Origin of the sequence: Pontivivens marinum, assembly GCF_900231835.1 — a bacterium.
Taxonomy (GTDB): domain Bacteria; phylum Pseudomonadota; class Alphaproteobacteria; order Rhodobacterales; family Rhodobacteraceae; genus Pontivivens; species Pontivivens marinum.
Genome location: NZ_OCTN01000006.1, coordinates 73,668 through 99,236, shown reverse-complemented (window position 1 = coordinate 99,236; position 25,569 = coordinate 73,668). Strand labels below are relative to the sequence as shown.

The following is a 25,569-nucleotide window of genomic DNA, read 5'->3' as shown; positions in this document are numbered from 1 at the left end:
ATTGGAATCACAGGTTCAGAAGGCTGGAATAGGCGACCTCGATCGCGTTCAATTCCGGCAGCGACACCGCCAATAGGCGCGTGGCCGCCAGATACAGCAGAACCGGCCCGACCAGCGAAATTCCGCCAATCTGCAACACCGACCGCGATCCCATTTGCAAGGAGATCAGCGTCGTCGCAATTGCGGTGGAAATCAGAAAGCCCAGCGGAACCATGGTCAGCCCGTACAGGATCATGATGCCGAAAAAGACAAAGGCCCGCTGCCATTGTTGGCCGGTCAAACGCTCCTCGACCTGCTCGGTCGGGTCCGCCTTGAACAGGATCAGCGTCGCGATGCACAGCGCCGACAGGATCGTCAGGACAATGCCGGGAAACAGGCTGGGCGCGATAGCGGACAGGGATTGCCCGAACAGCGCGCGCGGCGTGGCGACCAGCGATCCCAGAAAGATCAGCGACAGGACTGCTGCGACCAGTATCACGATCAGGGAATACGTTTCGGCGGTAAAGGAAAAACGTGTCGAATTCATGGGGGCCCTCCGTTGTTTTACAGGTCTTTCGCCTGCTGTTTTGTCTGTGAATTCGGATTGGGGTTGGGCGTTCATGACGCATCCTCCAACCGAACATTGAATAGGGTCAGCAGTTCCGGATTCAGATCTGCGGCCAGCCGTGCAACCTCGGGCGCGACGGCGGATTTGAACGCGGCGCGTTGGTCGGCGGTCAGTTCGAAAAACTGCACGCCGTCCGCCTGCATTGCGGCGATGCTGCGCTGTTCATCAGCGGCGGCGCGGGCGCGTTGGGCGGTTGTCGCCTCGTCCACGGCCTGTTGCACCATTTGGCGAATGTCGGCGGGCCAGCTCTCGAAGGTCTTGCGGTTGAACAGAACCAGCGAGATCCCCATCAGATGCCCTGACAGCGTGACGAAACGCTGCGATTTGGACAGACCCATATTATAGGTGTTGGTCAGCGGGTTTTCCTGCGCGTTCACCTGACCGCCATTCACGGCGGCCTCGACATCCTTGACGTCGATGACTTGCGGCTGGAACCCCAGTGCCTCGAACAACATGTGGTGGTTTTCATTTGGCAGGATGCGCAGCTTCAGCCCGTCGCAATCCGCAGGCGTGGCCAGAACCCGATCCGCGGCCGTCATGTGGCGCAGACCGTTATCCCAATAGCCAAGCGCGATGTAGCCGGAATTTTCCGCCACCTCACGCGCCAGCAATTCACCCGGTGCGCTGTCGAGTAACTCGAATGTCGTCGCCTTTTCCGGCACGGCGAACAGCAGGTCAAACAGCGTCAGCGCGGAGACTTTATGCGCGATATAGCTTGAGGAAAAATAACAGGCGTCGAATTCGCCTTGCTCGGTCAGGGGCAGCAATTGCGCGGCAGGGCGGCCCGTGGTGGTGATGTCGGGCAGGAACGAGACCTGCACCGCATCCCCCGCCAACCGGTGCAGCGCATCGCAGAAAACCTGCGCGCCATAGGTGTGTACGGAATTGGGGCCTTGATACCCGCCGAGCGAGATCTGGATCGGGCTCATGTGCCGCTCCTCGTTAATAGGGCTGAGAGGGGAGCCTCGGATTTCGAGATCGCCAGCGCCGCCCAAACCAAAGTCGGCAGGCAGACAAACGTCAACACGGTGGAGACAACCACGGTGCCTGCGACCTGCTCGGGGTTAAACTGGAAGCGCTCGGCAAAGATGTAATTCACGATGGCGGCGGGCATGGTGGCCAGCAGGAACACCACGCCGGCAGGCACGCCGCGCAGGTCCAGCAGCATGATCGCAACCACCGCCGACACCACTCCGATTAGCAGCCGCCCCGTGGCAACGATCAGCGCAGGCGCCAAGTCCGCCACCTTTAGCGAGGCCAGTGACGTGCCCAGCAGCAACAGCATCGCGGGGATCATCATGCCGCCCAGCATTTGCGTGGTGGTCAGCACCACCTGCGGTACGGGGATCGAAAACCCGATCACCAGCAGCACCGCGATCAGCGCGTAGAACAGCGGCTGGCGCAACAGCACCCGCAACCGCACAGACCCCGCATAGATCGAAAACCCGATGGAGTGCTGCGCCAGCGCGACAACAAAGAAATAGGCGACGCCCAGCAAGGCGCCTTGCTCACCAAAGGCCAGAATGACCAGCGGCAGGCCCATATTGCCCGAATTGGGAAAAATCAGCGGTGGCAGGAAGCTGCGGATCGAACGTCCGGTGCAGGTCAGAACCAGCGCGGCCAGCCCCGCCGAAACCGCCATGCACAGCGCGGCCGCACCGGCCATTATGCCCAGCACCTCCAGCGAGACCTCCAACGAGGTCAGCGTGCTGAAAATCAGGGCAGGGGTGGCAACCAGAACGATCAGCACGCTCAACGTTTCTGTGTGCAACCGGATGGACGAGCGCCCGAACATATAGCCGATCGCGGTAATAGCAATAATCGGCCCAAGGATATTGGTCATTTGTAACAACAACATAGCTCCTCCCGTAGCCGTAAGTTGTGAATCTGCGATGTGAGATCGACCGTGTTCCGGTCGCTAGATTTGCTCCTTCCAATCCATCATCACTGACTGCGTGTGTATGGGGTTTTCGCCGATGGTGCGGGATGTCCTTGCTGGCATCCGATTACGTGCACCGATCGTTGTCCTCACATTCTTCACGCAATCCGGGTATTACCCCAGGTCGCTACAGGAACCCCGGCGCCATCAAATTTGGGATGGTACGGGGCATGGTTCGTCACTGCTGCCGATTCGCATCAGTGTTTACTGACTATGGCGTGCATTTGCCTTCATCGGTAATGGTGAATGATGGTATCCTCTATCATATTATCTGATACCCATGGCCAATGCGGGGTATCCGATTTTCTGAAGGACGACATCAAAATACATCGCTTGTTCCGATAGAATAGGTGAGGTTACGCTGCTGCAACGGGGCTAAAAACAGGCCCTGACATCCCTATATATGCCAGCCTTTACCACGGAGCCTCCGATATGACCGAGAAAAACCAAACATTTACCGTGGCAATTGCCGGGTTTGGCTGGTGGGGCAAACACATCGCCAAACGCTTGGTTGGTCACCCGACTTTGCGCGTTGCGGGTATCGTGGAGCCGGTGACAGATAACCATCAGGGCATCACCGAGATGGGTCTAACCGCATGGAGCGACCTGTCACAGCCGCTGGAAATCGCCGAAGTAGACGCCGTTATCCTGACCACGCCCAACACTTTGCACGAAGAACAGATCGCGCAGGTCGCCGCCGCGGGTAAGCATGTGTTCTGTGAAAAGCCCCTCGGCCTGACGGCAAACAGCGCCCGTCGCTCGGTTCAGGCCTGTCAGGATGCCGGTGTTCAACTGGGCATCGGGCATGAGCGCCGCTTCGAGCCCGCCATGGTCGCGCTGAAACAAGCGCTAGAGGCTGGCGATCTGGGCACCGTCATGCATGCAGAGGCGGCCTTCAGCCATGATAAGCTGATCGGCGTTCCCGCAAATGACTGGCGCACGCGCAAGGAAGTCAGCCCCGCCGCCGGAATGACGGCGATGGGCATTCACTTGTCGGACCTGCTGATCTCCTTCTTTGGCCCGATCCGCGCGCTGCACGCCTTTACCGCCGACCGGTCGCTGGGCTGGGAAACCGGTGATGTTGTGACGGTGCAAATGGCGTTCGAGGCAGGCATGACCGCAACCTTTAGCGCGGTTCTGCACACGCCTCACTTTATCCGCATGCATGTTTTCGGCACCCAGAAATGGGTCGAGGTCCTGAATGACAGCCACCCCGACACCCCCGACGGTGTTGTGCGCGTGCTGACCAGCGAAACCGGCAAGCCTGTGGATCAGGCCACCCATGATTGGGAGGACGCCGTGACCTATAACCTTGAGGCATTTGCCGCCGCCGCGCAGGGCCGCGCGCCCTATCCGTTCACGGATGCGCAAATGGTCCACAATATTCAGGTGCTAGAGGCAATCGCCCTGTCCGCCGAAACCGGCCAATCGGTGAACCTCGCCGATATCTGACCCGTGTAGTTGAGTAGAGGAGCCTGAGTATGGGTGAAGTTCTAAAGGCGGAGTGGTTCGATCTGGAGCCGGCCACCCGCGCTGACACATGGCGGTGGATGCACGAAACCTATCTGCCCGCACTGCAATCTGCATCGGGCGTTAGCTGGGTTGGGCATTACGATATCGTGGAGCTGCCCGACCGCCCCTATATCGAGGGCGCGCCGAATAAAAAGGTCACGCAGGATCCCAACGTGCCGACCGGCTGGCAAAACGTGGTGCTGACAGCCTCCACCTCGCCCGAGGTGTTTTTCGGCCACGATAACGCGGTTGAGGCATTAGCCACGAAACATGCCGATAAAACCGCCGCGTTCCAGAACTATCGCAGCGCCGTGTTTATCGAGGAGCAGGTGATTAACTCGCCCGAGCAACGCAGCTGCCCCTATGGCATGGGCCCCCCGCCCGCGATGCAATTGGGCAATTACAACACCGACAGCCCCGATGACGATATCGAGCTGGCCCGCTGGTATCGCGCGGAGCGGTTTTCTCGCGTTTCCGTCACCCCCGGCATGATCCGTGGGCGCAAGATGATCTCCATGGCGGGTTGGCCCAAACATGGCGTTCTGTGGGAATTCGCGGATATGCCGGAGGGCGATAGCAGTTTCGAGCATCGCTTCATCGCCGCTGATCGCGACGAGAATTGGACTGGCCGTCACGTGTTGGAATACGTGACCCACAGCTATGGCGGGCCCCATGCCGGACGCCGCGTCTGGCCCGCCGTTTAACACCCAAAATCACCGACCGACCCCGCAAACAGGGGCGGCACAATCACAGCCGGACAAACCGGCGCATAACCCTAGGGAGAAGATAATGTCACAACGTTTGATCGGACTAAGCCACGAGGACGCCACAGGAACCGCCAAAATGGTGTTCGAGGGATCGGACCAGTTTCTGGGCCGCACCGCCAATCTGCAACGCATTCTGGCCAAGCACAGCCCCTATATCGCCCGCTGGTTTGGCGGTCTGGTCGCGTCGGTCCGCCAACCGGGTCTGGGTGCCACGACCGAGGCGCGCCTGCGCGGTTTGGCCAGCATCAAGACCTCGATGTTGAATGCCTGCGATTACTGCATGTCCCATACCTCGATGTATGGCCGTGGTTTGGGCATGAGCGACGAGGAGATCGAGGCAATCGCCGATGGCTCCTACAAGACCAACGACAAATTCAGCGCCCGCGACCGCGCAGTCCTTGATTGGACCGAGGCGATGACCCTGAACAAGGCGCAGCGCGATCCCCATGCATGGAAAGCGATGAGCGATAATTTCACCGAGACCGAAATCGTCGAAATCTCGATGACTTGCGCGATGTTCAACATGATCAACCGGCTGAATGACAGCTTCTGGACCGACCTTGAATCGCTGGAGCATAACAAGCTGCAATGGAACGCGGTCAAGGGCCACACGATCGAGGATATCGAGGCCTTCGCCGGTAAATTCGCCGCAGTGGGCGCAGCAGAGCGCGCCGCAAAAGCCGCCGAATAATCCAGAACCGGCCCCGCTGCACCACCGCGCGGGGCCCGTTGCCATATCGGAGAGATCAATGGCCGAAGTGAAGCATACCAAAGTTCTGATTATCGGCTCCGGCCCCGCAGGATATACCGCCGCCGTCTATGCCAGCCGCGCCTTGCTGGAACCTGTTCTGGTGCAGGGGATTGAACCGGGCGGCCAGCTAACCACCACAACCGAGGTCGAAAACTGGCCCGGTGATAGTGAGGTACAAGGCCCCGACCTGATGATCCGCATGGAAACCCACGCACGGGCCATGGGCGCGGAGATCATCGGCGATATCATCACCAGCATCGACACGACCAAACGCCCCTTTATCGCGCAAAGCGATAGCGGCACGGTCTACAGCGCCGATGCCGTCATTCTGGCCACCGGCGCGCGTGCCAAATGGCTGGGCCTGCCGACCGAGGAAAAGTTCAAGGGCTTCGGCGTGTCCGCCTGCGCCACCTGCGACGGGTTTTTCTATCGCGGCCAAGAGGTTGTCGTGGTCGGCGGCGGCAATACTGCCGTTGAGGAGGCGCTGTTTCTGACAAATTTTGCGTCCAAGGTCACGCTGGTTCACCGCCGCGACGAATTGCGCTGCGAGGCGATCCTGGCCAAGCGCCTGATGGAAAACCCCAAGGTCGAAACCGTGTGGGATCACGCCTTGGACGAGGTGTTCGGCACCGACATGCCGCTGGGGGTAGAGGGGATCCGCGTCAAACACGTCACCACCGGTGCCATCACCGAAATCCCGTGCAAGGGCGTCTTCATCGCCATCGGTCACGCGCCCAGTAACGAGCTGGTCAAGGATGTTCTGGAAACCCATATGGGCGGCTATGTCGTGACCAAGCCGGACAGCACGGCCACCTCTATCCCGGGCATTTTCGCAGCGGGCGACCTGACGGATTTCAAATTCCGCCAAGCGGTCACCTCCGCCGGAATGGGCTGCATGGCTGCGCTTGAGGCAGAACGCTTCCTGTCCGAAGCCTCGTAATCATAGGGGCGCAGGTCGCGGCCTGCGCCCCACATCACCGGACCAACCGCATGACACAGCACGCCCCATCCGATTCCTGGCAAATCGCGCGCAGCAAACCGGTGGTAAAACGCGCCGCCCGCATCGCCCTGATCGTGGGTAGCATTCTGGCGATCATCAATCACGGGCACCGGCTGATCACTCTGGATGTCGACCTGCCGATGGTCCTGCGCATCGCACTGACATTCTGCGTACCCTATGCGGTATCAACCTATTCCTCGGTTCTGGCACTGCGCGAATACGGGCGACCGAGTTGAGTAATGGTTAACATAATGTGTATTATTGCAGCAATCTGGCAGAGTACATGCCTCCACCAAAATGCCGCTATTTACAAACCGCCGCTGACATGAAGAACCTGACCGGTGATATAGCTGGCATCCCTGCTCAGTAAAAATGCGATCGTGCCGGCAACGTCATCGGGCTTACCAAGGCGACCAACAGGAATGCGCGACAGCATTTCACCCAAGGTTTTCGCATCCAACCCGTCAGCAGTGCCCGCATCCTTTTCGATATATCCCGGAACAACGCAATTCACGGTGATCCCGTCAGCGCCAAGCGCCAGTGACAGCGACTTCACCGCGACCTCAATCGCGCCTTTCGACGCAGCAGAGGCCGGAAATTGCGGCATATCCGTTCGAAATACGTGGCTGGTAAAACTGCCCAACGCAACAATCCGGCCAGAGGCTGAACGCTCAAGCATAGGTTGCGCCTGCTGTGACAGCTCGAAAAAACTGGTGCTGTTGCCTGCAAATGCATAGGCGACATCGCTTGCCGTCATTTCGTCGAGCGATTTCAGCAACGGGAATCCGGCATTCGCGACCAGATTATCCAGGCTGCCAAATCGCGCGTGGTGCGCCGCCACAATGGCCGCGCCGGTTCCTGCCTCGGCCAAATCGCCGGTGACGGTTTCCACCTGCGCGCCTGCCTGACGGGCGGCTTGGGCCACAGCCTCAAGCCGCTCAACCGAATGCCGCGTATGCAGGGTCAACTGCGCCGACCCATTCGCCAAACGCCGCACCAGCGCCGCCCCGATACCCGAGGCCGCACCCGTGATGATGGTTGCTGTCTGATCTGTCATGTCGGTACTTCCGCCCAATTTTCAGAGGTTATCCAGTCACATAGTTTCGAGATACTGCCTACACGCCGATGCCCGCGTGGCAGGACCAGATAAAATCCCGGCACGTTATCGGGGGGCAGATCGTTCAATACATCCAGCCCAAGGGGTGCCACCAGATCACCGGCCCGAATATCATTCAGCGCGTCCATTCGGGACACCAACCCGATACCCATGCTGGACAGGGTTGCCCGCCGCATCGTGGCCGCATCATGAAATGCAATCTCGCTAGAAATAGCCTGATCGCCCAACCCCAGAAAGGCGAGCGCATCACTCCACATCGAGTTTTGAAGCAAGGGATGCAAAAGGGTGAAATTCAACAGATCACGCGGTGTCTTAATCTTGGCCCCGATTTCGGGGGTGCAGGTGATAACCTTGTGATCCTTTAGCAATAGAACCGCATCTAGCGATTTCCATTCGTTATATCCCCATTGCACGGCCAGATCGATGTCATCCCGCGCAAAATCCGGTGTATCAACCATTGTTGTCATGCGCAGATCGCTATCCGGCATGTTTTCGCGGAAATGATTGATACGAGGCAGCAAATATCGGGTCGCAAAATAGGGCGATACATTTAGCGTGATACGGTTTTTATACTTACGCTTTGTAACGCGCCGCACGCCCTCGGCTAGCTCCTCGAATCCTGCATCGACAAAGCGGGCCAGAACGATTGCCGCCTCGGTTTTTTCAATCGCCCGCCCCTTGCGCGTGAACAGTTCGACCTGCAACGTATCCTCTAGCAGCTTTAACTGCTGGCTAACCGCCTGCGGCGTCACCAACAGCTCATCAGCGGCGGCACGGATTGAATCGTGGCGCACCGCAGCATGGAATGCCTTCAGCGCATTAAGTGGCGGAAGACGCAGGCGATTATTGGTCATCGGGTTCTTTCTAGCGGGTCAGATTACTGCTTTTTCAGTGAAGGGTTCACCAGCCAAAACCCTTTCATACCCTAACTGGGATAAATCCAAGGTCCGAAAGCCGCCATATGTAATCAACTCCGCCACACCACGACCGATGGCGGGCGATTGCTGCAATCCATGGCCCGAAAACCCGTTGGCAAAGATGAAGTTGCGCACCTCGGTATGCGGACCGACAATGACGTTATGGTCCAATGTGTTGAACGCATAATGGCCCGCCCAGAAGTTTTTCAGCTTGATCGCTTCGAAACTGGATGACCGCGTGGCGAGGTCCATCCAGATACGCTCAAACTCATCATGTCGCGGTTCAAAATCATCCCAGTCCACGGCGGGATCTTCCTCTGGCACTGTACCGGCCAAGAACAGGCTGCCCTCGGGGCGGCAAAACGATCCGGACGGGTCGATCATTAAGGGCAGCTTGCCGCCATTTACCGTTGCGCTGCCCTCGGGCGTTTGGGCGCAGTCAAAGACGAACAGCGATCTTTTTCGCGGCTCAACGGGGATATCCAGCCCGGCCATGCGCGCAGTAACCGCCGCGCGCGGCCCGCTGGCATTGATGACGGTGCCGCAGCCGATTTCCTCACCGCTTTGCAATGTCACGCTGGTGACGCGATTGCCCTCTCGGGTCATGCCGGTGACCGTGTCGATCAGATAGTCAGCGCCCATTGCACGGGCCTTTTTGCGATATCCGTTCATCAGACCTGTATTCGAAAACCACCCCTCGCCCGACTGGCCGTAACTGGCCAGTTGCAGGTCCTCAACGTTAATATGGGGGAAGGCCTCCTTGATCTGGTCAGGATTCCAAAGCACGACATCCGCGCCCTGCTCCCTTTGAACCACATGGTTTTCCCGCAGGATTTGCGCCTGCTCATCGGTTGAGGCGAGGAACAGATAGCCGCCTTCGTGGAAGTTCAGCTCAGGCTTTTCGCCGTCCACCTCCATGATATCGCCGAATTCACGGATGAATTGCGTACCGAACTGGCCGATCTTGACATTGACCGGATTGGAAAACTGATTGCGGATCGCGCTGGAACTCAGCGAGGTAGACGCCGTCGCAAAAGTTGGATCCTTTTCGATAATCAGCACGCTACCGTCAAAATCCGGATTATTTTTCAGGAAATACGCCACCGCACTGCCGATGACCGCGCCGCCAATGATGACAACATCGTAGCTCTTGTTCATTTCTTTGCCTCATCATCGGGATGACCCAGTTCGCAGAACCAGCCACCGATAAATTGAACGCTGGGCGATTTGGGGTCCGCGGGGGCGGTGCGTGCCTCAACGGCGTCACGGAAACCTTCGGCAGTGTCGCGCGGAACAAACCCGATATGGCCCGCCTTGCTATCATCGACGGGTTTCAGGCGGTTATCGGACAATCCGTGCCCGATCGTATAGCCGACGCGCGGCGCGCTCAGACCGCGCTCTACATATTGAACGCAATCGGCAAAGGACAGCCAGCTCCACAACATCCGCCGGTCAGCCGGTTCCGGAAACGAGGAGAAAATCCGCAGGCACAGGCTCTCGATCCCGAACTTGTCCCAATACAGGCGGCCCAAACTCTCGACGAAGTTTTTGGACACGCCATATAAACTGTCAGGGCGCACAGGCGCATCAGCGTCGATCTGGGCGGTCATTTCGTGATAGCCGATCGCATGAACCGACGAGGAATAGATCACGCGGCGCGCCCCGTTCTGGCGCGCCCCCTCATAGATGTGATAGCTGCCGCGAATATTGCTATCGAGGATCGTTTCGAAATCTGTTTCCAGCGGCGCCCCGCCGAAATGGACAATCGCATCCACATCCTTGGTCAAGTCCATGACGGCCTTGTAATCGCCCAATTCGCAGACAACCATTTCTTCGTTCGGTTGCAGATCCTCAACCGCAACACGGTCAGACAGGCGGATATGTTCGGCCAGATGGCCTAGGCCTTTGCGCAATTCAGTGCCCAGACGACCTGCGGCACCGGTGATCAAAATACGGCTATAGGGTTTCATGTGGGCCTCAGCTCAGCTGTTGAACAGCGTTGGAAATGCGCGAAATTGCGATGCTCAAAACCTCATCAGAGGTGGCAGTAGACAGGCGGAAATACGGCGAAAGGCCATAGGCCTGACCCGGAACAGCCGCGACCTGTGCGTGGTCTAAAAGGAACTTTGTGAAGGCGGCATCGTCCGTGATGACATCGCCATCAGGGGTGGTTTTGCCGATAATGGCGGCGCAATTGATATACGCATAAAAGGCCCCATCCGGCGGCGACAGGACCAGCCCCGCAATGCCTGCGATCCCCTCGACCACCAGATTGCGGCGGCGCTCGAACGCCTCGCAAAACGTCTTGATGTGGTCCTGTGGTCCCGTCAATGCGGCAACGGTGGCCGCTTGCGCGATGGAACAGACATTGGTCGTTGACTGGCTTTGCACCGTTGTCATCGCCTTGATCAGGGCGGCTGGACCGGCGCCATAGCCAATGCGCCAGCCTGTCATGGCATAGGCCTTGCTGACGCCATTCACGATCAGCGTGCGGTCGCGCAAATCTGGACAGGCCTTGCCAAAGGAAACAAAGTCGCGCCCGTCGAAAATGATGTGCTCGTAAATCTCGTCCGACAGAATATGAACCTGCGGATGCCGCGCCAGAACTGCGCCAAGCGCGACCAGTTCTGCCTGCGAATAAACCGCACCGCCCGGATTGCCGGGCATGTTCAGGATTATCCACTTGGTCCTGGGCGTGATTGCGGCCTCTAATGCCTCGGGCGTCAGCTTGAAACCGCCCTCCTGCGTGGTCATCACCGTGATGGGCGACCCGCCTAGCATCAGCACCATATCGGGATAGGATACGAAATACGGCGCAACCGTCAGTACCTCGTCCCCCGCCTCTAATGTCGCCATCAGCGCGTTGAAAATAACCTGTTTGGCACCATTGCTGACGATGATTTCATCATGGGCATAGGTCAGCCCGTTTTCGGTTTGAAACTTATGGGCCACCGCGTCCTTTGTGGCCGCCGCGCCGCCCGTGGCGGTATAGCGGGTATTGCCCGCCAATGCCGCCTGATGGGCCGCATCGATGATGTGGCGGGGCGTGTCGAAATCAGGCTCACCCAAGCCTAGATCTGCAACATCAACGCCCTTCGCAATCAGAGCCTTGGCCGCCTGTGATACCACCATCGAGGGCGACGGCTTTACCAGCTTCATGCGGTTCGCGAGAATATTCATGTCGGTTTTCCTGTCACATATCCTGCGGCGCGATCCGCCTGAATTGCGTCTTCGCTGCGTTCTGATGCGGGGCCAAAGCCGCCGCCCCCGGGGGCCTTTAGGACCAGTTTGCGACCCGCTGGAATGTGCTGCCATCCTTTGGGGCGCAGTTTTGTGCCGTCATCCAGCTCAACCACACCGGCCGCGCCTTGCTGACCCCCGTCGCGCCCGCGGGCAGGGTGGTTTACGCGGTCAAACATCGCGGAGAAATCAAACTCATGGCCCTGTGCGGCGGCAATCTCGATCACCTGCCCCAGTCCACCGCGCAGGCGTCCGGCACCGCCACTATCCGGGCGAAGCTCCTTGCGCCAAACGATGATCGGTCCGGTCTGCTCTGTCGCCTCGATCGGCATGGTGTGCACGCCCGAGGGGAACGCCGTTGCCGCCAACCCGTCCAGCGCAGGCCGCGCCCCTGTTCCGCCGGAGTTAAACATCAACACTTCGGCCCTGCGGCCCTGGACACCATCCTGTGGCCGGACCGAGATGTGGATATTCCACAGCGCCGCCGCCCCCTCGGCGATAATCTGTCCCGGCAGCGCCTTGGCCAACGCCCCCAGCACAAGATCGGGCACCATATGCCCCATCACATGCCGCAACGACACCGGAGCAGGCCGTTTCGCGTTGAGAATATTCTCAGGCGAGGTCACCGTGAACGGCGCCAAGGATGCCGAGTTATTGGGGATGTCTGGTGCCACGACGCATTTAATCGCGTAGCAGGCATAGGCCTTTGAATAGATCAGCGGGCAGTTGATGCCCCACTTACTGGCACCGTCTGTTCCGGTGAAATCCGCGTTCACCTCATCATCACGCACGGTCAGTTTCGCGACCAGTTTGATGGGCGTATCATACCCGTCGACGGTCATGTCATTGTCCCATGCGCCAACTGGCAGCGCGGCAATACGCTCCAATGTGGCCGCGCGCGAGCGGTCGAAAATGAACGTGCCCAAAGCATCCAGATCCGCCATTTCCGTCTCGACCATCATGTCGATCAAACGGCGGTGGCCCACCTCGTTACAGGCTGCCAAAGAATAGAAATCGCCAACGACCTGATTGGATTCACGCACGTTATTGCGCAGGATGTTGATCAGATCACGGTTAACCACGCCCCGCTCGGCGAATTTCATGATCGGGATCAGGATACCTTCTTCGTACACCGATTTCCCGTCAGCCCCGAAACCGCGCCCGCCAATATCAACGACATGCGCCGTACAGGCAAAGAAAGCGACCAGCTGACCATCCTTGAACGACGGCGCAACCATAGTGATGTCGTGCAGGTGTCCGGTGCCCTTCCACGGATCATTGGTGACGTAGCAATCGCCCTCGTACATTTCCTCACGGGGGATTTCCGCCAGAAAATGCAGCACTGCCTCGGCCATCGTATTCACATGGCCCGGCGTGCCGGTTACGGCCTGTGCCAGCATCAAGCCATCCGGGCTGAACACACCTGCGGACAGATCACCTGCCTCGCGGACCGAGGTGGAAAAGGCGGTGCGCAACAGGGTCAGCGCCTGTTCCTCAACAACGGAAATCAATCGATTCCACATCACCTGCATGCGAATTTCGTCAAGTCCTGCCATGGCTCAGACTCCTTTGCGGGTCAGCAAAATGCTGCCCTCGGATTGGATCACCGCGTCAAATGGTGACGTCACAATGGTTGAAGTTTCATCCTCGACGATGATCGCAGGCCCCGGAACCATATCGCCCGGCTTTAGGTTGGCCCGCGATACGATACCGCTGGGCACCAGCGCGCCCTTGGCGGGGTCAAACACGTCGCGCATATGGGGTGCGCAAATCGTCGTCCCTGCGGTTTGCACCGAAATCGGCGTTTGCTTGGCTACCTCGTCAGAGGCTTTGATCGACCAGGTAACAATCTCGATCTCCAACCCGTCCAGCCCATCAATCGAACGACCGAAAAAGCGCGCGTAATTGGCGGTAAACCCATCGCGGATCAATGCAATATCAGCCTGGGTCAGAACGCGGTCAGGCAATGAAACCGGAATTTCCCAACCCTGCCCCCTGTAGCGCATAAACGCGGTGATATCGCGCTTAATCGGTGCATCGGTTCCGGCGCGCACGAACTTCTCAGCCGTTTCGCGCAGGTCGGCCAGCATGGCGTTCACACCATCCACGTCAAAATCGGACAATCCGACCAGGCGTGACGCCAGCGATTCATAACCGAACGGCGCCTTCAGGAACCCGATTGCGGACCCCACGCCAGCCCCCTGCGGCACGAGGCACTGATCAACGCCCAGCTTTTCACATAGGCGCGCAGCATGCAGCGGGGCAGCACCGCCAAAGGCAATCATCACGTTTTCCGAAACGTTCTTACCATGTTCAACGGCATGTACGCGGGCCGCATTGGCCATGTTTTCATCGACCACTTCGCAGATGCCATAGGCGGCCTCTAGCGGTGTAAGGGACAATTTATCGCCGACATCCTTTGCGATTGCCTGCTCGGCTGCGGGTTTTGACAGGGCAATCGCGCCACCTGCAAAATTATCTGGATCAATCTTGCCCAGAACCACGTCGGCATCGGTAATCGCAGGGCGGTCCCCCCCCCGTTGATAGCATGCAGGCCCCGGTTCAGAGGCCGCCGATTCAGGGCCTGTCTGGATACGGCCCATTGCGTCAACCCATGCGATTGACCCGCCGCCTGCCCCGATTTCGATCATCTCAATCACCGGGATCGAGATCGGCATCCCCGACCCTTTACAGAACCGCGTTGTCCGCGCGACCTCGAATGTCCGCGCGGTTTGCGGCGTGAAATCCTCGATCAAGCAAATCTTGGCCGTGGTCCCGCCCATATCGTAGGAAACAACCTTGTCCAGACCAAAGCGCGCCGCGACATCCGCCGCGAAAATCGCGCCGCCTGCGGGACCGGATTCAACCAGACGCACGGGGAATTCGATCGCGGTCTCGACCGAAATCAACCCGCCGCCCGAATGGATCATGAAGACAGGGCACTGCGCGTCCTGTTCCTTTAACCGGCTTTGCAAACGGGTCAGATAATCCTGCATCTGCGGGCGCACATAGGCGTTTGCGCAGACTGTGTTGAACCGCTCGAATTCCCGCATTTGCGGCGACACTTCGGCGCTGATCGAGATAGGCACCCCGGGCAGCTTTGCCGTCAGAATTTCGCGGGCGCGTTCCTCGTGGACGGCATTTTGATAGGAATGGATGAAGCCGATTGCGACCGCCTCAAACCCCTCGGCGGCGATCTGGCCGGCCAATGCCTGCAACCGCGCCTCGTCCAATGGCAACAGCTCTGCGCCGCTGGCATCCAGACGACCGGCAACCGCGAACCGGTGTTTGCGCGGGATCAGCGGTGTCGGCAGAACCAGATTCAGGTCATATTGCTCGAACCGGTTTTCGGTGCGCATTTCGATGACGTCCCGAAACCCCTCGGTCGTGACAAGTGCGGTTTTCGCGCCGCGCCGCTCAATCAACGCATTGGTGGCCAGCGTCGTGCCATGGATCAGGATATCAATATCCGCGAACCCAATGCCCGCCTGTTCGGTGACCACCTGCATACCGTCCAGAATGGCTTGTTCGGGCGCGGTGTAATTGGTCAGAACCTTGGTCGAATAAAGGGTTCCATGCAGGTCAAGGGCGACGTCTGTAAACGTCCCACCGATATCTGCACCAACTCGGATTTGCTGTGTGGTGCTCATTTTTGTTCCCCTTGGGCAATCGTGCGCATCTGGCTCAGGGTTTGGCGCGGTGTCAGCGCCTCGGGTGCGATATCCAGTTCCAGCACTGCGCCACTGGTCGAGGCGCAGGCGCGTTCAAATGCCGCTGCAAAATCTGCTGTTGTTGCAACATGTTCCGCATGGAAACCATAGGATTTGGCCAGACCGACAAAGTCGGGATTTTCCAGTGTCGTACCTGAAACCCGGGCGGGGTAATTGCGCTCCTGGTGCATGCGGATTGTGCCGTAAATGCCGTTATTCAGGATCAGGATGATCGGCTGCGCGCCTGCCTGCATGGCGGTGCCCAACTCCTGACAATTCATTTGGAAATCACCATCCCCGGCAAAGCAGACAACCGTGCGTTCAGGGTAAGTGGACTTGGCCGCAATCGCTGCCGGAACTCCGTATCCCATTGCACCTGACTGTGGCGCAAGCAGGTGTTGATCGGGGCCGAACTTGAAAAACTTGTTGGGCCAAACGGTAAAGTTTCCGGCCCCGTTAGTCAGGATCGCATCCTGTGGCAAACGGTCCCGCAACCACGCGGTCACGGCAACCATATCCACCGGGCTGGGCTGCTCTGGCGCGTCAAAGCTTGCCAGATAATCGGCACGCGCCTTGCTACGCCATTGCGCCCACGGACCACTGATCGGGCTTTGCGCCAGCTTTGCGGAAAATGCGTTCGGGCCTGCATGAATGCCGATCTCGGGCACGTAAATCTTGCCGATTTCGCGATCCGACACATGCACATGGATGATCTTCTGCTGGGGAATTGGCGCGTCGAACAGGCGGTATTCATCCGTCGTCATTTCGCCAAAACGAATATTCAACGCCAGAATAACATCGGCCTGCGTGATCAAATCCTTTGTCGCGGGGGTCATCCCGACGCCTGCATCGCCAACATATGTCTCAGCGTAATTGTCATACAGGTCCTGATACCGGAACGCCGCCAGAACAGGCACGTCCGACGCATCGGCAAAGCGTTGGATCGCGGTTTTCCCCGCCTTGTTCCAGCCGCCGCCACCCATCAGGATCAGTGGGCGTTGCGCCGTTTTCAGCAGCTCAATCGCGCCCGCCATTGCCTCATCCGACGGGGCGGCCTCGTGCACAGGGCTTGCTTTGGTCAATGCGGGAACATCGCTGAGCGAGGTCAACATGTCCTCTGGCAGCGCAATAACAACCGGCCCCGGGCGGCCACTAATGGCCGTGGACCATGCGCGGGCCAGAATTTCGGGGATCCGGTCGATATCATCGATTTCCGTGACCCATTTCGCAACGGACCCGAAATAGGCACGGTAATCGATTTCCTGAAACGCCTCGCGGCCCCGAATGCCTGTCCCGATCTGACCCACAAACAGGATCATAGGAGAGCTGTCCTGCATCGCCGTATGCACGCCGATAGAGGCATTTGTGGCACCGGGGCCGCGTGTAACAAAACACAAACCCGGCTTACCTGTCAGCTTGCCATAGGCGCTGGCCATAAAGGCCGCTCCACCCTCATTCCGGCACAAGACAAAATCCAATGCGTCCCGGGTGTCATGCAATGCATCCAGCACGGCGAGATAGCTTTCCCCCGGAACTCCAAAGCTCTTGCTGGCGCCCAGTCCGATAAGACTTCGAACAAGAAGTTTTCCACCGTTTGAGTGTGTCATGTTTTCCTACCGATTATGGGGTTCGTTCCTTTAAAACTACGCGGAGTTAGCGCCCCGTCTCTGCCTAGAATTTCTTTCTAAGCTAAAGAATTGATCCCCTTTTCGCGCCTTAAATCAGCCCGACATAGGGCCGACAGGCCAGCGTGGTGTGGACGTGCTTGATCATCGTGATGAAATCAAAGACGGGCAGCCCGGTCGCCGCCTGAACGGCATGGGCATAGGGGGGTAAGTCACTGCATTCAAACAGGATTGCCCCAATATCAGGGTGATCTGATTGCAGTTTCAGCGCGACCTCGACCACGCCTTCGCGGATCGCGTCATCATCCAGCGTGCCGTCAGCCTCGAAAATCGCTTGGGTAAAGGCGCGGTTGCCCTCCATCCCCACAACGACCAACGGGATTGCGTCACTGATGCCTGTATTTTCCAAATGAGCAGGCGACAGATCCTTGCCGCTGGCCGAAATGATGCCGACCTTTTTGCCAGTGATCTGATGGATGAATGGCACCTGAAGCAGGCTGGACAAAAACACCGGAATACTGACAGCCGCCGCGATTTCCTTTTGAAACAGCGCCATGAATCCGCAACCGCTGGTGATCGCCTTGACGCCATCGGCCTCCAACTGTTGGGCGGCCTCGATAAACGGGGCCAGCATGGCGGGATCGCGGTCAAAAATCAGCCGGTCACTGGTTGCTCCGCTTACCGCCGCATATCGCACAGGAAAATCATAGGTCGTGGCATTTGCCACATTCCCCGGAATGTAGGGATAATGACAATCAAGGACGATAATCCCGATCGTCTCACCCGCCCATGATTGTGATTTCAAACGTGACCGATAAATCATTTCAGGCCCTTACGCATAGATGTATCCGCCTGAAACTATTATGTTTTCACCTGTCATATAGGTGTTCTTCGGACCGCCAGCCATCATGACCCATTCGGCCATTTCGCGCGGCTCTCCACCACGGCCCAGTGGGCTGGCGGCGGCCAGTTCGTTCAGGAATCCGGACACCCGCGCCTGTTCCGTGGCCATGCCTGCTGGCGCGACAGAGTTCACTAAAATGCCGTTTGGCGCGACTTCATGCGCAAAGCTTTTCGTCAGGCTGACAACAGCCGCCTTCGTTGCCGCATAATGTGCGTTTTGCGGGTGCGCCTTAAAGGCATCAACCGAGGTGATATTGACGATCCGGCCCTTAACAACATGATCGGTTTCTTGCGCCTTGAACTGCGCCACGGCGGCGACCATCATGTGATAGGTCCCCTTGATGTTCACCGCGTTAGACGCATCCCAATCCGCATCCGTAATTTCCAGCAACGGTTTGCGCGGATAGATCGCAGCCGAGTTAATCACCGTATCAACACGGCCAAGCGTCGACGCGACAGCGGCAAATGCAGCATGCGCCTCCGCGCCATTGCGAATGTCACAGGCAGCAAAGGCCGTGCGCAATCCCGCCGCCTTGGCCGAGGCAAGCGCCCCATCAGCAGCATCGCCATTGATATCGATAATCCCGATAGCAGCGGCACCATATTCCACAGCCATATCAGCCATCAGAAGCCCAAGTCCGGCCCCCCCACCAATAATGACGACAGATAAATCCTTCATGTCCGGTTCCCTTTCGCGAAACCACCGCCGCCGACAAATTGTGCGGTCGGTAAAATATCAAATCTTGTGACATCCACATTTGCAGGCATGGCCAAAACAGTGCCCAGCATCGCGGCTACATCTTCGGGCTGCACAGCCTGAAATACCGAATACATATCCGCACGCGCATCCGCGGTTAGCGCATCGCGGTACAATGCGGTTTCAACCCGCCCTGCGACGATTTCGGTCACACGCACACCACTGCCCGACAGGTCACAGCGCAGCGCCGCGGCAAAGCTGGCAATTGCGGCCTTGGACGCGCCGTAAACCGCCATATTGGGGAATGGCGCATGACCCGCCGTTGAGCCCGTGAAAAACACATGGCCACGGCCGCGCGCCATCATCCCGGGCAGAACGAGGCGCGTGGTGCTCAATGCCGCGCTCAGGTTTACTTCCAATGTCGTGTCGATGTCCGACTGGGCCATTTTATCAAACGACCCGATGGGCGGCATAATGCCCGCATTGTTGACCAATACATCGATTTCTTCACCTTCCAGCGCGGCGGCCAGCGCCTCACGGTCTGTCAGGTCCAACGCCAACGGGCGCACACCGCTATGCGATGTCATTTCCGCCAGGATCGTCGTGCTGCGGCCCAATGCGATAACGTCATAACCATCTTCGCACAGCTTCAGGCTGATCGCTTTGCCGATACCACTGGTTGCACCAGTAACCATGGCAAGAGGTTTGGATTTCATGCTCATTTTATGCCTTTACTACTTTCAAAAGCCTCGCCTCGACGAAGCTAACAGCGCGGGTCAGAGGGAACCCGATGGCGAAATAAATCAGCGCCACAGCGGTCAAAATCTCGACCGGGCGGGCCACGTTATTTGCAATATTTTGGCCCACATACATCAGGTCAGCCATGCCAACGGCCGAAACCAGAGCGCTTTCCTTGAACAAAGACACCACGTTAGACAGCAGGTTCGGGATTGCCCGCAAAACAGCCTGCGGCAGGATCACAAACAGCGTCCGAACGGTAGGCGGCAGCCCCAATGCGATGCAGGCATCATGCTGCGAGCTCTCGATGGACTTCAACGCAGCGCGAAAACTCTCGGATGTGATGGCCCCCGAATATAGCGACAGCGCAATAACGACGGATGTAAAATCACTAAGGTTGACGTCTAGAAACAGCGGCAAGCAGAAGAAAATCCAGAACAACTGAATTAGAACCGGGGTGCCACGGAAAAACTCGACGTAAATAGTGCTTAGACTGTAAATCACCCAGTTGGACGAGGTCCGGAACAGGCTCAGAACAAAGCCCCAGACCAAACCGATCACCAACGCCAAGGTGACGAATTGCAGTGTCGTCCACAGACCTTTCAAAAGGACCCAGCGGAAATCGAGGAGGAATGCAAAATCGAGTGCCATCTGCGCGCCCTTATGTTGCAAGCAGGCGCTTGGTACGCCGCTCTAGATAGGTCACCGTCAGGGACACAGGGAAGGACACCGCGAAATACATCAGCGCAACCAACGTCAACGTTTCAATCGGCCTGAAGGTTTGCGAGGACAGATAGCGCCCCTGATACATCAGATCCTCGACCGAAATCAGCGCAACTAGTGCCGATTGCTGGAAAATCCCGATGCCATTGGTGATCAGCACCGGCATGGCCAGCAGCAATGCCTGCGGCAGGATCACAAAGAAAATACGCTGCAAACCATTCAGACCCAGCGCGGTACTGGCATCTGTGTGGGATTCGGGAATGGCCTGAATCGCCGCGCGATATGCCTCCGAGTTAAAGGCAGCCAGGTTTAGCCCCAGCGCCAGCAGCCCCATAAATTGCGCGCTCCACCAGACGTTAAACAGGATGGGGACGCAAAAGAAGAACCAGACCAACTGGATCAATGCCGGCGTACAGCGGAAAAACTCGATGTACAGGGTCAATGGCCATGTGATCACCTTGATCTTGGACATCATCCCGATGGCCACAATGAACCCCAGCACAAGGCCGATAATATTCGCCCACAATGTCAGTTCTAATGTGACCCATAACCCCTCCAACAGGGTCGGGAATGCGCGTTCAACGTGAAACCAACTGAAGTCGTAGTTCATGACCCTACCCTTCGATGTTCAAAACGTTTTTCAGGAAATCGCGGGTTCGGTCTTGTTTGGGGTTGCCGAACAGATCGTTGGGCGCTGCGGCCTCGATCACCTTGCCGCGTTCCTGAAACACCACTTGCGTCGCGATGTTGCGGGCGAAATGCATGTCATGGGTTACGATCATCATGGGCATGCCTGCCTCGGCAAGCTCCATCATGGTCTGCTCGACCTCTTTGACCAGCTCGGGATCCAGCGCGGATGTGACCTCGTCAAACAGCATCAGTTTCGGGTCCAGCATCAAGGCGCGCGCGATTGCGACCCGCTGCTTTTGCCCGCCCGATAGTTGCGATGGATAGAATTTCGCGCGATCGCCCAGGCCAAACCGTTTCAAAAGCTCCATGGCCTTATCCTGCGCATCCGACTTTCCCATACCGCGCGACCGCATAGGGGCCAGACACAGGTTGCCCAGAACCGAAAGGTGCGGAAACAGCGTGTAATGCTGGAACACCATGCCGACTTCTTTTTGCACGGTCTTGTCGAGCGTCATTTTCCCGCGCTCTGCCCCGGTAATATAGGGGTCACCGCCCAGCGAAATTGTGCCGCCTGCGATGTCCTCTAACCCCATCATGCACCGCAACAGCGTTGACTTGCCGCAACCGGACGGCCCGATAAGTACCAACCGATCCGTGCTACTCATCGTCAGGTCAAACCCGTCAAATATCGTAAGCGAGCCATATCGTTTGATAAGGTTATTGATTTCCACAAATGCCATTGCCAACGTCCTTATCCAGCTTGTGAATGCCGCCCCGATCGGGGCGACACAAAAAGCTGGATTACTCGACCATCGCGGCGGCTGCGGCCTCGTATAGGCGCTGCACAGCACCGGTCGCCAACTGCTCCTCAAGGTAGATGTCCAGAACCTGGATATCCTCAAGCGGAACCGAGTTGCGAAGACCGAACGCGATGCCCTGCTTTGAGATCGCGGGGCTTGGCAGGACTTGCGCTGCCCAGTCAGGGTTCTGCGCAACCGTGATGCGGTGAATATCGCTATCGGTTGCAAACACATCGGCACGTCTGGAAATAACCGCCAGACGACCCTCGTTTGCACCATCCAGACGCAGCAGGCGGGCATGCTCGATTTGCGGCGAAATGGCCAGATCGCCAGATGCACCCTGCATGACTGCAATCGTCATACCCTCAACATCGAAATCCTCCAGCGCCGTCATGTCCGAGGTGATTAGCGGGTTGTTCACATCGTACAGCAGGCCAATCTCGTAGCTCCAGATCGGGATGGAATAGTTCAGCGCCAATGCGCGCTGCGGGTTGCGGTTCAGAGCCGATGAAATGTCCCAACGGCCCGCCTGTAGACCGGCAACCATGTTGCCCCACGTGGTCTCGACCAGATCAACCTCAACGTCGATAGATGCGGCAAAGCCGTCCATGACGTCGATGAAATAGCCGGACCATTCGCCCGTTGCAGGATTACGGACCATCAGTGGCGGGGCTTCGGCAACACCAACGCGCAGCGTTCCGCGTTCCTGTACATCCTGCCACAGGGCCTCTCGCTCTTGCGCGTTGGCAACACCGGCAAACGCAGCCGTTGCAACGGCTGTTGCAGCCACAAGTGTTTTGAAGCTTTGCAAAATTGTCATCTAAATTTCCCTGTCAGGTTTCGATTTTTGGAGGATTTTATTTTTCTTGACTGGGTAAATCTTGGGCGCAGGGAGGCGCCGAAACAAAGCAAGAATTTCATCAGTTAGGAAAGTATTACTTGCGGTCCTTACCCGTGCACGATCACGCCGGGATTCATAATGACGGCCGGATCCAGCGCGTGTTTTAGCTGCCGCATGACCATGCGTTCGACAGGGCAGCGCAGCGTATCCGCATGATTTACCTTACTTCTTCCCAGCCCATGTTCGGCCGCTAGGCTGCCCCCGATTTCCTCGACCGCACGGTAGATGGTTTGCGAAAGCTCACCTTTACGATCGCCAAAACCAGCCGCCCCAATCGGCGGGCTCAGGTTGTAGTGGATGTTGCCATCCCCCAGATGCCCGAACGGATTTATCCGCACCCCCGGCAGGATCGCATCCAACCGCGGGGCCATTCGGGTGATAAAGCTGCCAATGCAGGCAACAGGGACCGAAATATCATGTTTGATTTGTGGTCCCTCAAGGCGCTGCCCCTCTGGCATCTCCTCACGCAATCGCCAAAACGTTGCGCGCTGCGCGTCATTCGCCGCAATCGCGCCATCCACCAGCAGCCCTTCCTCAAAGGCCACCCCCAGCGCCTTTTCCAATAGGTCCGGCAGATCGACATGCCCGGATGTCGTCTCGACCTCGATCAACACATAGGCCGCGCCGCGGCTCTCTAACGGGAATTTCAGGTCCGGCAAATGATGCAGCGCCAGATCCAGACCCGCCTCGGTCAGGAATTCCAACGCCGATATGAATTCGCCCAGATCACGCCGCAGGAATTGCCCCGCATTGACCAGAGCATCCATGTCATCAACGACCAGTAACGCAGTCGCGCGCGATTTTGGCATAGGAAACAGCCGCAGCGACGCACGGGTGACAATGCCCAATGTCCCCTCGGCCCCGCAAAACAGCTTACGCAGTTGATAGCCTGCATTATCCTTGAGCACGCTTCGCAAACCGTTCCAGATTTGCCCGTCCGGCAGCACGACCTCTAACCCCAGCACAAGGTCCTGCATCATCCCGTATCGCAGGGCATGGCTGCCCCCCGCATTGGTCGCGATCAACCCGCCAATCTGCGCAGTCCCCTCGGCCCCTAGATGTATCGGGAAAATCAGGCCCTGATCCGCAGCCGCATCATGCAGCGACGCCAGAACCACGCCGGCATCCACCGTGACGCAATCAACATCCCCCGCGATATCGCCAATCGTGTTCATCCGCGACAGCGACAAAATGATCTGGCCGCCGGTTTCGGGCACGGCTGCGGCACATAAACTGGTATTGCCCCCCTGCGGCGTGATGGAAACGCCGTAACGGTTTGCCAGCGTCACAACCTGCGCCACCTGCTGCGTGGTTTTGGGCCGCGCAACGCCGAGCGGGTCGTGCGCCTGCATTTTCAGCCAGTCACACTGATAGCCCGCCATATCATCGGTTTGCCATCCAATGGGGCCCAGCAGCGCCGCCAGCTCATCTTCTAACCGCATTGGATCACCCCGCAAAACAATAGGCCGTTTTGACCGAGGTGTAGAAATCGACTGCATATCGCCCTTGCTCACGCGATCCCATCGAGGACGCTTTGCGCCCGCCAAATGGCACGTGATAATCGACGCCCGCAGTGGGCAGGTTAATCATGACCATTCCCGCCGCCGAGCGGCGCTTGAAATCGCGGGCATATTTCAGAGAGCCTGTGCAGATCCCCGAGGACAGCCCGAATTGGGTATCATTGGACAGCTGCACCGCATGCTCGAAATCATCGGCCATGATGACACTGGCGCAGGGGCCGAAAATCTCCTCGCGACTACTACGCATGTCATTTGTGGCGCCGATAAACAGCGCGGGAGCCTGGAAAAACCCTGCGCGCTGCAATTGCGCACCGCCGATCACCTGCGCCCCCTCTTTGCGCGCCAGGTCCACATAGCCCAAATTCCCGCGCAGCTGCCCCTCGGACACAACCGGCCCGATTTGCGTGCTTGGGTCCAGCGGATCACCCAGAATCAGCGCAGACATCGCGGCCTCCATCCGATCGACAAAGGCGTCATGAATGGCGCGATGCACAATCAGGCGCGATGACGCTGTGCACCGCTGCCCTGTGGAATAAAACGCGCCGTTAATGCAGGCGGAAACGGCGATGTCCAGATCGGCATCTTCCATCACCACCATCGGGTTTTTGCCGCCCATCTCCAGTTGCAGCTTTTTGCGCCGACGCGCACAGCCCTCCGCGATACGCTGACCGACGGCCTCGGATCCGGTAAAGGAAATCGCGGCGACATCGGGATGATCGACCAAGGCAGACCCGATCACCGATCCCGGCCCCATGACCAGATTGAACACGCCCGGCGGGCACCCTGCCTCGTCTAAAATCTCGGCCATCAAATGCGCCGAGGCCGGTGTCTGTTCAGCGCATTTCAACACCACCGTATTGCCAAAGGCCAAGGCAGGCGCCGTCTTCCATGCCGGAATAGCGATCGGAAAATTCCACGGAGTGATCAACCCCACCACGCCCAAGGGCTCGCGGGTGACATCAACATCCACGTCCTGCCGGATCGACGCAATCGCATCGCCCGTCATCCGCAACGCTTCGCCCGCAAAGAACTTGAACACATGTCCGGCGCGCACCGTTTCACCGACCGCCTCAGCCAGCGTTTTGCCTTCCTCACGCGCCAGAACCCGCCCGATCTCGTCCTTCCGCGCCAGGATCAGATTGCCCGCTTTGTCCAAAATATCCGCGCGCAATTGCGGCGAAGCGACAGACCACGCGGGAAATGCATCGCGAGCAGCACTGACCGCCAGATCAACTGTTTCCGCATTTCCACGTGTAAAAAGACCAATTAAATCCTGCGGGTTCGCTGGGTTACGGTTTTCGATAGGGTCTGCGGCATCAATCCACGCGCCGCCGATGAGATTTTTTTTGACCATTTGGAATTTCCTTCGCATTTAGCGGTCACGCTACGCGAAGCTGCAAAGCCCAAGCTCGCAAGAAATTCTTGGTTTCCCCAGCTTTTATTGAGTGAAACAGGGATGACAAACGGACGAA

The 25,569-nt window shown here is 58.0% G+C and carries 25 protein-coding genes; 5 read left to right on the top strand and 20 right to left on the bottom strand.

Annotation, left to right across the window (positions count from 1 at the left end):
* Positions 1–7: 7 nt before the first annotated feature.
* The 3 genes from CR254_RS13770 to CR254_RS13760 all read right to left on the bottom strand — a co-directional run bounded on the left by CR254_RS13770 (position 8) and on the right by CR254_RS13760 (position 2,465).
* On the bottom strand, positions 8–526 hold the full coding sequence (locus CR254_RS13770; protein WP_180956005.1) for a tripartite tricarboxylate transporter TctB family protein: 519 nt from the start codon (positions 524–526) through the stop codon (positions 8–10).
* 71 nt (positions 527–597) lie between these two features.
* Positions 598–1,536 carry a TRAP transporter substrate-binding protein gene (locus tag CR254_RS13765; RefSeq protein WP_097930959.1) on the bottom strand — a complete coding sequence of 313 codons (939 nt, stop codon included), beginning with the start codon at positions 1,534–1,536 and terminating at the stop codon, positions 598–600.
* Entirely contained in the window at positions 1,533–2,465 is a 933-nt protein-coding gene (locus CR254_RS13760) for an AEC family transporter (RefSeq protein WP_097930957.1), read from the bottom strand. Before CR254_RS13760 ends, CR254_RS13765 begins: the two co-directional genes overlap by 4 nt.
* Before the next feature lie 513 nt (positions 2,466–2,978).
* Here CR254_RS13760 and CR254_RS13755 point away from each other — a divergent pair.
* The 5 genes from CR254_RS13755 (at position 2,979) to nrtS (ending at position 6,812) form a co-directional block, all read left to right on the top strand.
* Complete coding sequence (locus CR254_RS13755) at positions 2,979–3,998, top strand: Gfo/Idh/MocA family protein (RefSeq protein ID WP_097930956.1); 1,020 nt, start codon at positions 2,979–2,981, stop codon at positions 3,996–3,998.
* A 29-nt stretch (positions 3,999–4,027) separates the two neighbouring features.
* Complete coding sequence (locus tag CR254_RS13750; RefSeq protein WP_097930954.1) at positions 4,028–4,762, top strand: hypothetical protein; 735 nt, start codon at positions 4,028–4,030, stop codon at positions 4,760–4,762.
* An 85-nt stretch (positions 4,763–4,847) separates the two neighbouring features.
* Entirely contained in the window at positions 4,848–5,516 is a 669-nt protein-coding gene (locus tag CR254_RS13745; RefSeq protein WP_180956004.1) for a carboxymuconolactone decarboxylase family protein, read from the top strand.
* 58 nt (positions 5,517–5,574) lie between these two features.
* The gene (gene trxB / locus CR254_RS13740; RefSeq protein ID WP_097930950.1) at positions 5,575–6,516 is read left to right on the top strand and encodes a thioredoxin-disulfide reductase; all 942 of its coding nucleotides are present in this window, start codon (positions 5,575–5,577) and stop codon (positions 6,514–6,516) included.
* 50 nt (positions 6,517–6,566) lie between these two features.
* Positions 6,567–6,812: a nitrate/nitrite transporter NrtS gene (gene nrtS / locus CR254_RS13735; protein ID WP_097930948.1), complete on the top strand. Its 246-nt coding sequence runs from the start codon at positions 6,567–6,569 to the stop codon at positions 6,810–6,812.
* 71 nt (positions 6,813–6,883) lie between these two features.
* Here the strand turns inward: nrtS and CR254_RS13730 are convergent, their stop codons facing one another.
* The 17 genes from CR254_RS13730 to CR254_RS13650 all read right to left on the bottom strand — a co-directional run bounded on the left by CR254_RS13730 (position 6,884) and on the right by CR254_RS13650 (position 25,451).
* Positions 6,884–7,633, bottom strand: coding sequence for an SDR family NAD(P)-dependent oxidoreductase (locus tag CR254_RS13730; protein ID WP_097930946.1), 750 nt, complete (start codon positions 7,631–7,633; stop codon positions 6,884–6,886).
* Positions 7,630–8,547, bottom strand: a complete 918-nt coding sequence (locus CR254_RS13725) for a LysR substrate-binding domain-containing protein (protein ID WP_097930944.1) — start codon at positions 8,545–8,547, stop codon at positions 7,630–7,632. Before CR254_RS13725 ends, CR254_RS13730 begins: the two co-directional genes overlap by 4 nt.
* Before the next feature lie 18 nt (positions 8,548–8,565).
* The gene (locus tag CR254_RS13720) at positions 8,566–9,768 is read right to left on the bottom strand and encodes an NAD(P)/FAD-dependent oxidoreductase (RefSeq protein WP_097930943.1); all 1,203 of its coding nucleotides are present in this window, start codon (positions 9,766–9,768) and stop codon (positions 8,566–8,568) included.
* Positions 9,765–10,580: an NAD-dependent epimerase/dehydratase family protein gene (locus CR254_RS13715; protein ID WP_097930941.1), complete on the bottom strand. Its 816-nt coding sequence runs from the start codon at positions 10,578–10,580 to the stop codon at positions 9,765–9,767. The genes CR254_RS13720 and CR254_RS13715 overlap by 4 nt, the downstream gene beginning before the upstream one ends.
* A 7-nt stretch (positions 10,581–10,587) precedes the next feature.
* Positions 10,588–11,790 carry a pyridoxal phosphate-dependent aminotransferase gene (locus CR254_RS13710; RefSeq protein WP_097930939.1) on the bottom strand — a complete coding sequence of 401 codons (1,203 nt, stop codon included), beginning with the start codon at positions 11,788–11,790 and terminating at the stop codon, positions 10,588–10,590.
* Positions 11,787–13,406: a hydantoinase B/oxoprolinase family protein gene (locus CR254_RS13705; RefSeq protein WP_097930937.1), complete on the bottom strand. Its 1,620-nt coding sequence runs from the start codon at positions 13,404–13,406 to the stop codon at positions 11,787–11,789. Before CR254_RS13705 ends, CR254_RS13710 begins: the two co-directional genes overlap by 4 nt.
* A 3-nt stretch (positions 13,407–13,409) precedes the next feature.
* Positions 13,410–15,500 (bottom strand): hydantoinase/oxoprolinase family protein, encoded by a 2,091-nt coding sequence (locus CR254_RS13700; protein WP_097930935.1) that lies wholly within the window; start codon positions 15,498–15,500, stop codon positions 13,410–13,412.
* A complete protein-coding gene (locus CR254_RS13695; RefSeq protein WP_097930933.1) occupies positions 15,497–17,167 on the bottom strand; it encodes a thiamine pyrophosphate-dependent enzyme in 1,671 nt (556 codons plus the stop codon). Before CR254_RS13695 ends, CR254_RS13700 begins: the two co-directional genes overlap by 4 nt.
* A 109-nt stretch (positions 17,168–17,276) precedes the next feature.
* On the bottom strand, positions 17,277–18,008 hold the full coding sequence (locus CR254_RS13690; RefSeq protein ID WP_097930931.1) for an aspartate/glutamate racemase family protein: 732 nt from the start codon (positions 18,006–18,008) through the stop codon (positions 17,277–17,279).
* Between the two features lie 9 nt (positions 18,009–18,017).
* The gene (locus tag CR254_RS13685) at positions 18,018–18,767 is read right to left on the bottom strand and encodes an SDR family NAD(P)-dependent oxidoreductase (RefSeq protein ID WP_097930929.1); all 750 of its coding nucleotides are present in this window, start codon (positions 18,765–18,767) and stop codon (positions 18,018–18,020) included.
* On the bottom strand, positions 18,764–19,501 hold the full coding sequence (locus tag CR254_RS13680; protein WP_097930928.1) for an SDR family oxidoreductase: 738 nt from the start codon (positions 19,499–19,501) through the stop codon (positions 18,764–18,766). The genes CR254_RS13685 and CR254_RS13680 overlap by 4 nt, the downstream gene beginning before the upstream one ends.
* 7 nt (positions 19,502–19,508) lie before the next feature.
* Entirely contained in the window at positions 19,509–20,174 is a 666-nt protein-coding gene (locus CR254_RS13675) for an amino acid ABC transporter permease (protein WP_097930926.1), read from the bottom strand.
* Positions 20,175–20,184: 10 nt separating this feature from the next.
* Positions 20,185–20,856 carry an amino acid ABC transporter permease gene (locus tag CR254_RS13670; RefSeq protein ID WP_097930924.1) on the bottom strand — a complete coding sequence of 224 codons (672 nt, stop codon included), beginning with the start codon at positions 20,854–20,856 and terminating at the stop codon, positions 20,185–20,187.
* 4 nt (positions 20,857–20,860) lie between these two features.
* Positions 20,861–21,616 carry an amino acid ABC transporter ATP-binding protein gene (locus tag CR254_RS13665; RefSeq protein WP_097930922.1) on the bottom strand — a complete coding sequence of 252 codons (756 nt, stop codon included), beginning with the start codon at positions 21,614–21,616 and terminating at the stop codon, positions 20,861–20,863.
* 61 nt (positions 21,617–21,677) lie between these two features.
* Positions 21,678–22,496 (bottom strand): substrate-binding periplasmic protein, encoded by an 819-nt coding sequence (locus CR254_RS13660; RefSeq protein WP_097930920.1) that lies wholly within the window; start codon positions 22,494–22,496, stop codon positions 21,678–21,680.
* A 128-nt stretch (positions 22,497–22,624) separates the two neighbouring features.
* Positions 22,625–24,019 (bottom strand): FAD-binding oxidoreductase, encoded by a 1,395-nt coding sequence (locus CR254_RS13655; RefSeq protein WP_097930919.1) that lies wholly within the window; start codon positions 24,017–24,019, stop codon positions 22,625–22,627.
* Between the two features lie 4 nt (positions 24,020–24,023).
* Positions 24,024–25,451, bottom strand: coding sequence for an aldehyde dehydrogenase family protein (locus tag CR254_RS13650; protein ID WP_097930917.1), 1,428 nt, complete (start codon positions 25,449–25,451; stop codon positions 24,024–24,026).
* Between the last annotated feature and the right edge of the window lie 118 nt (positions 25,452–25,569).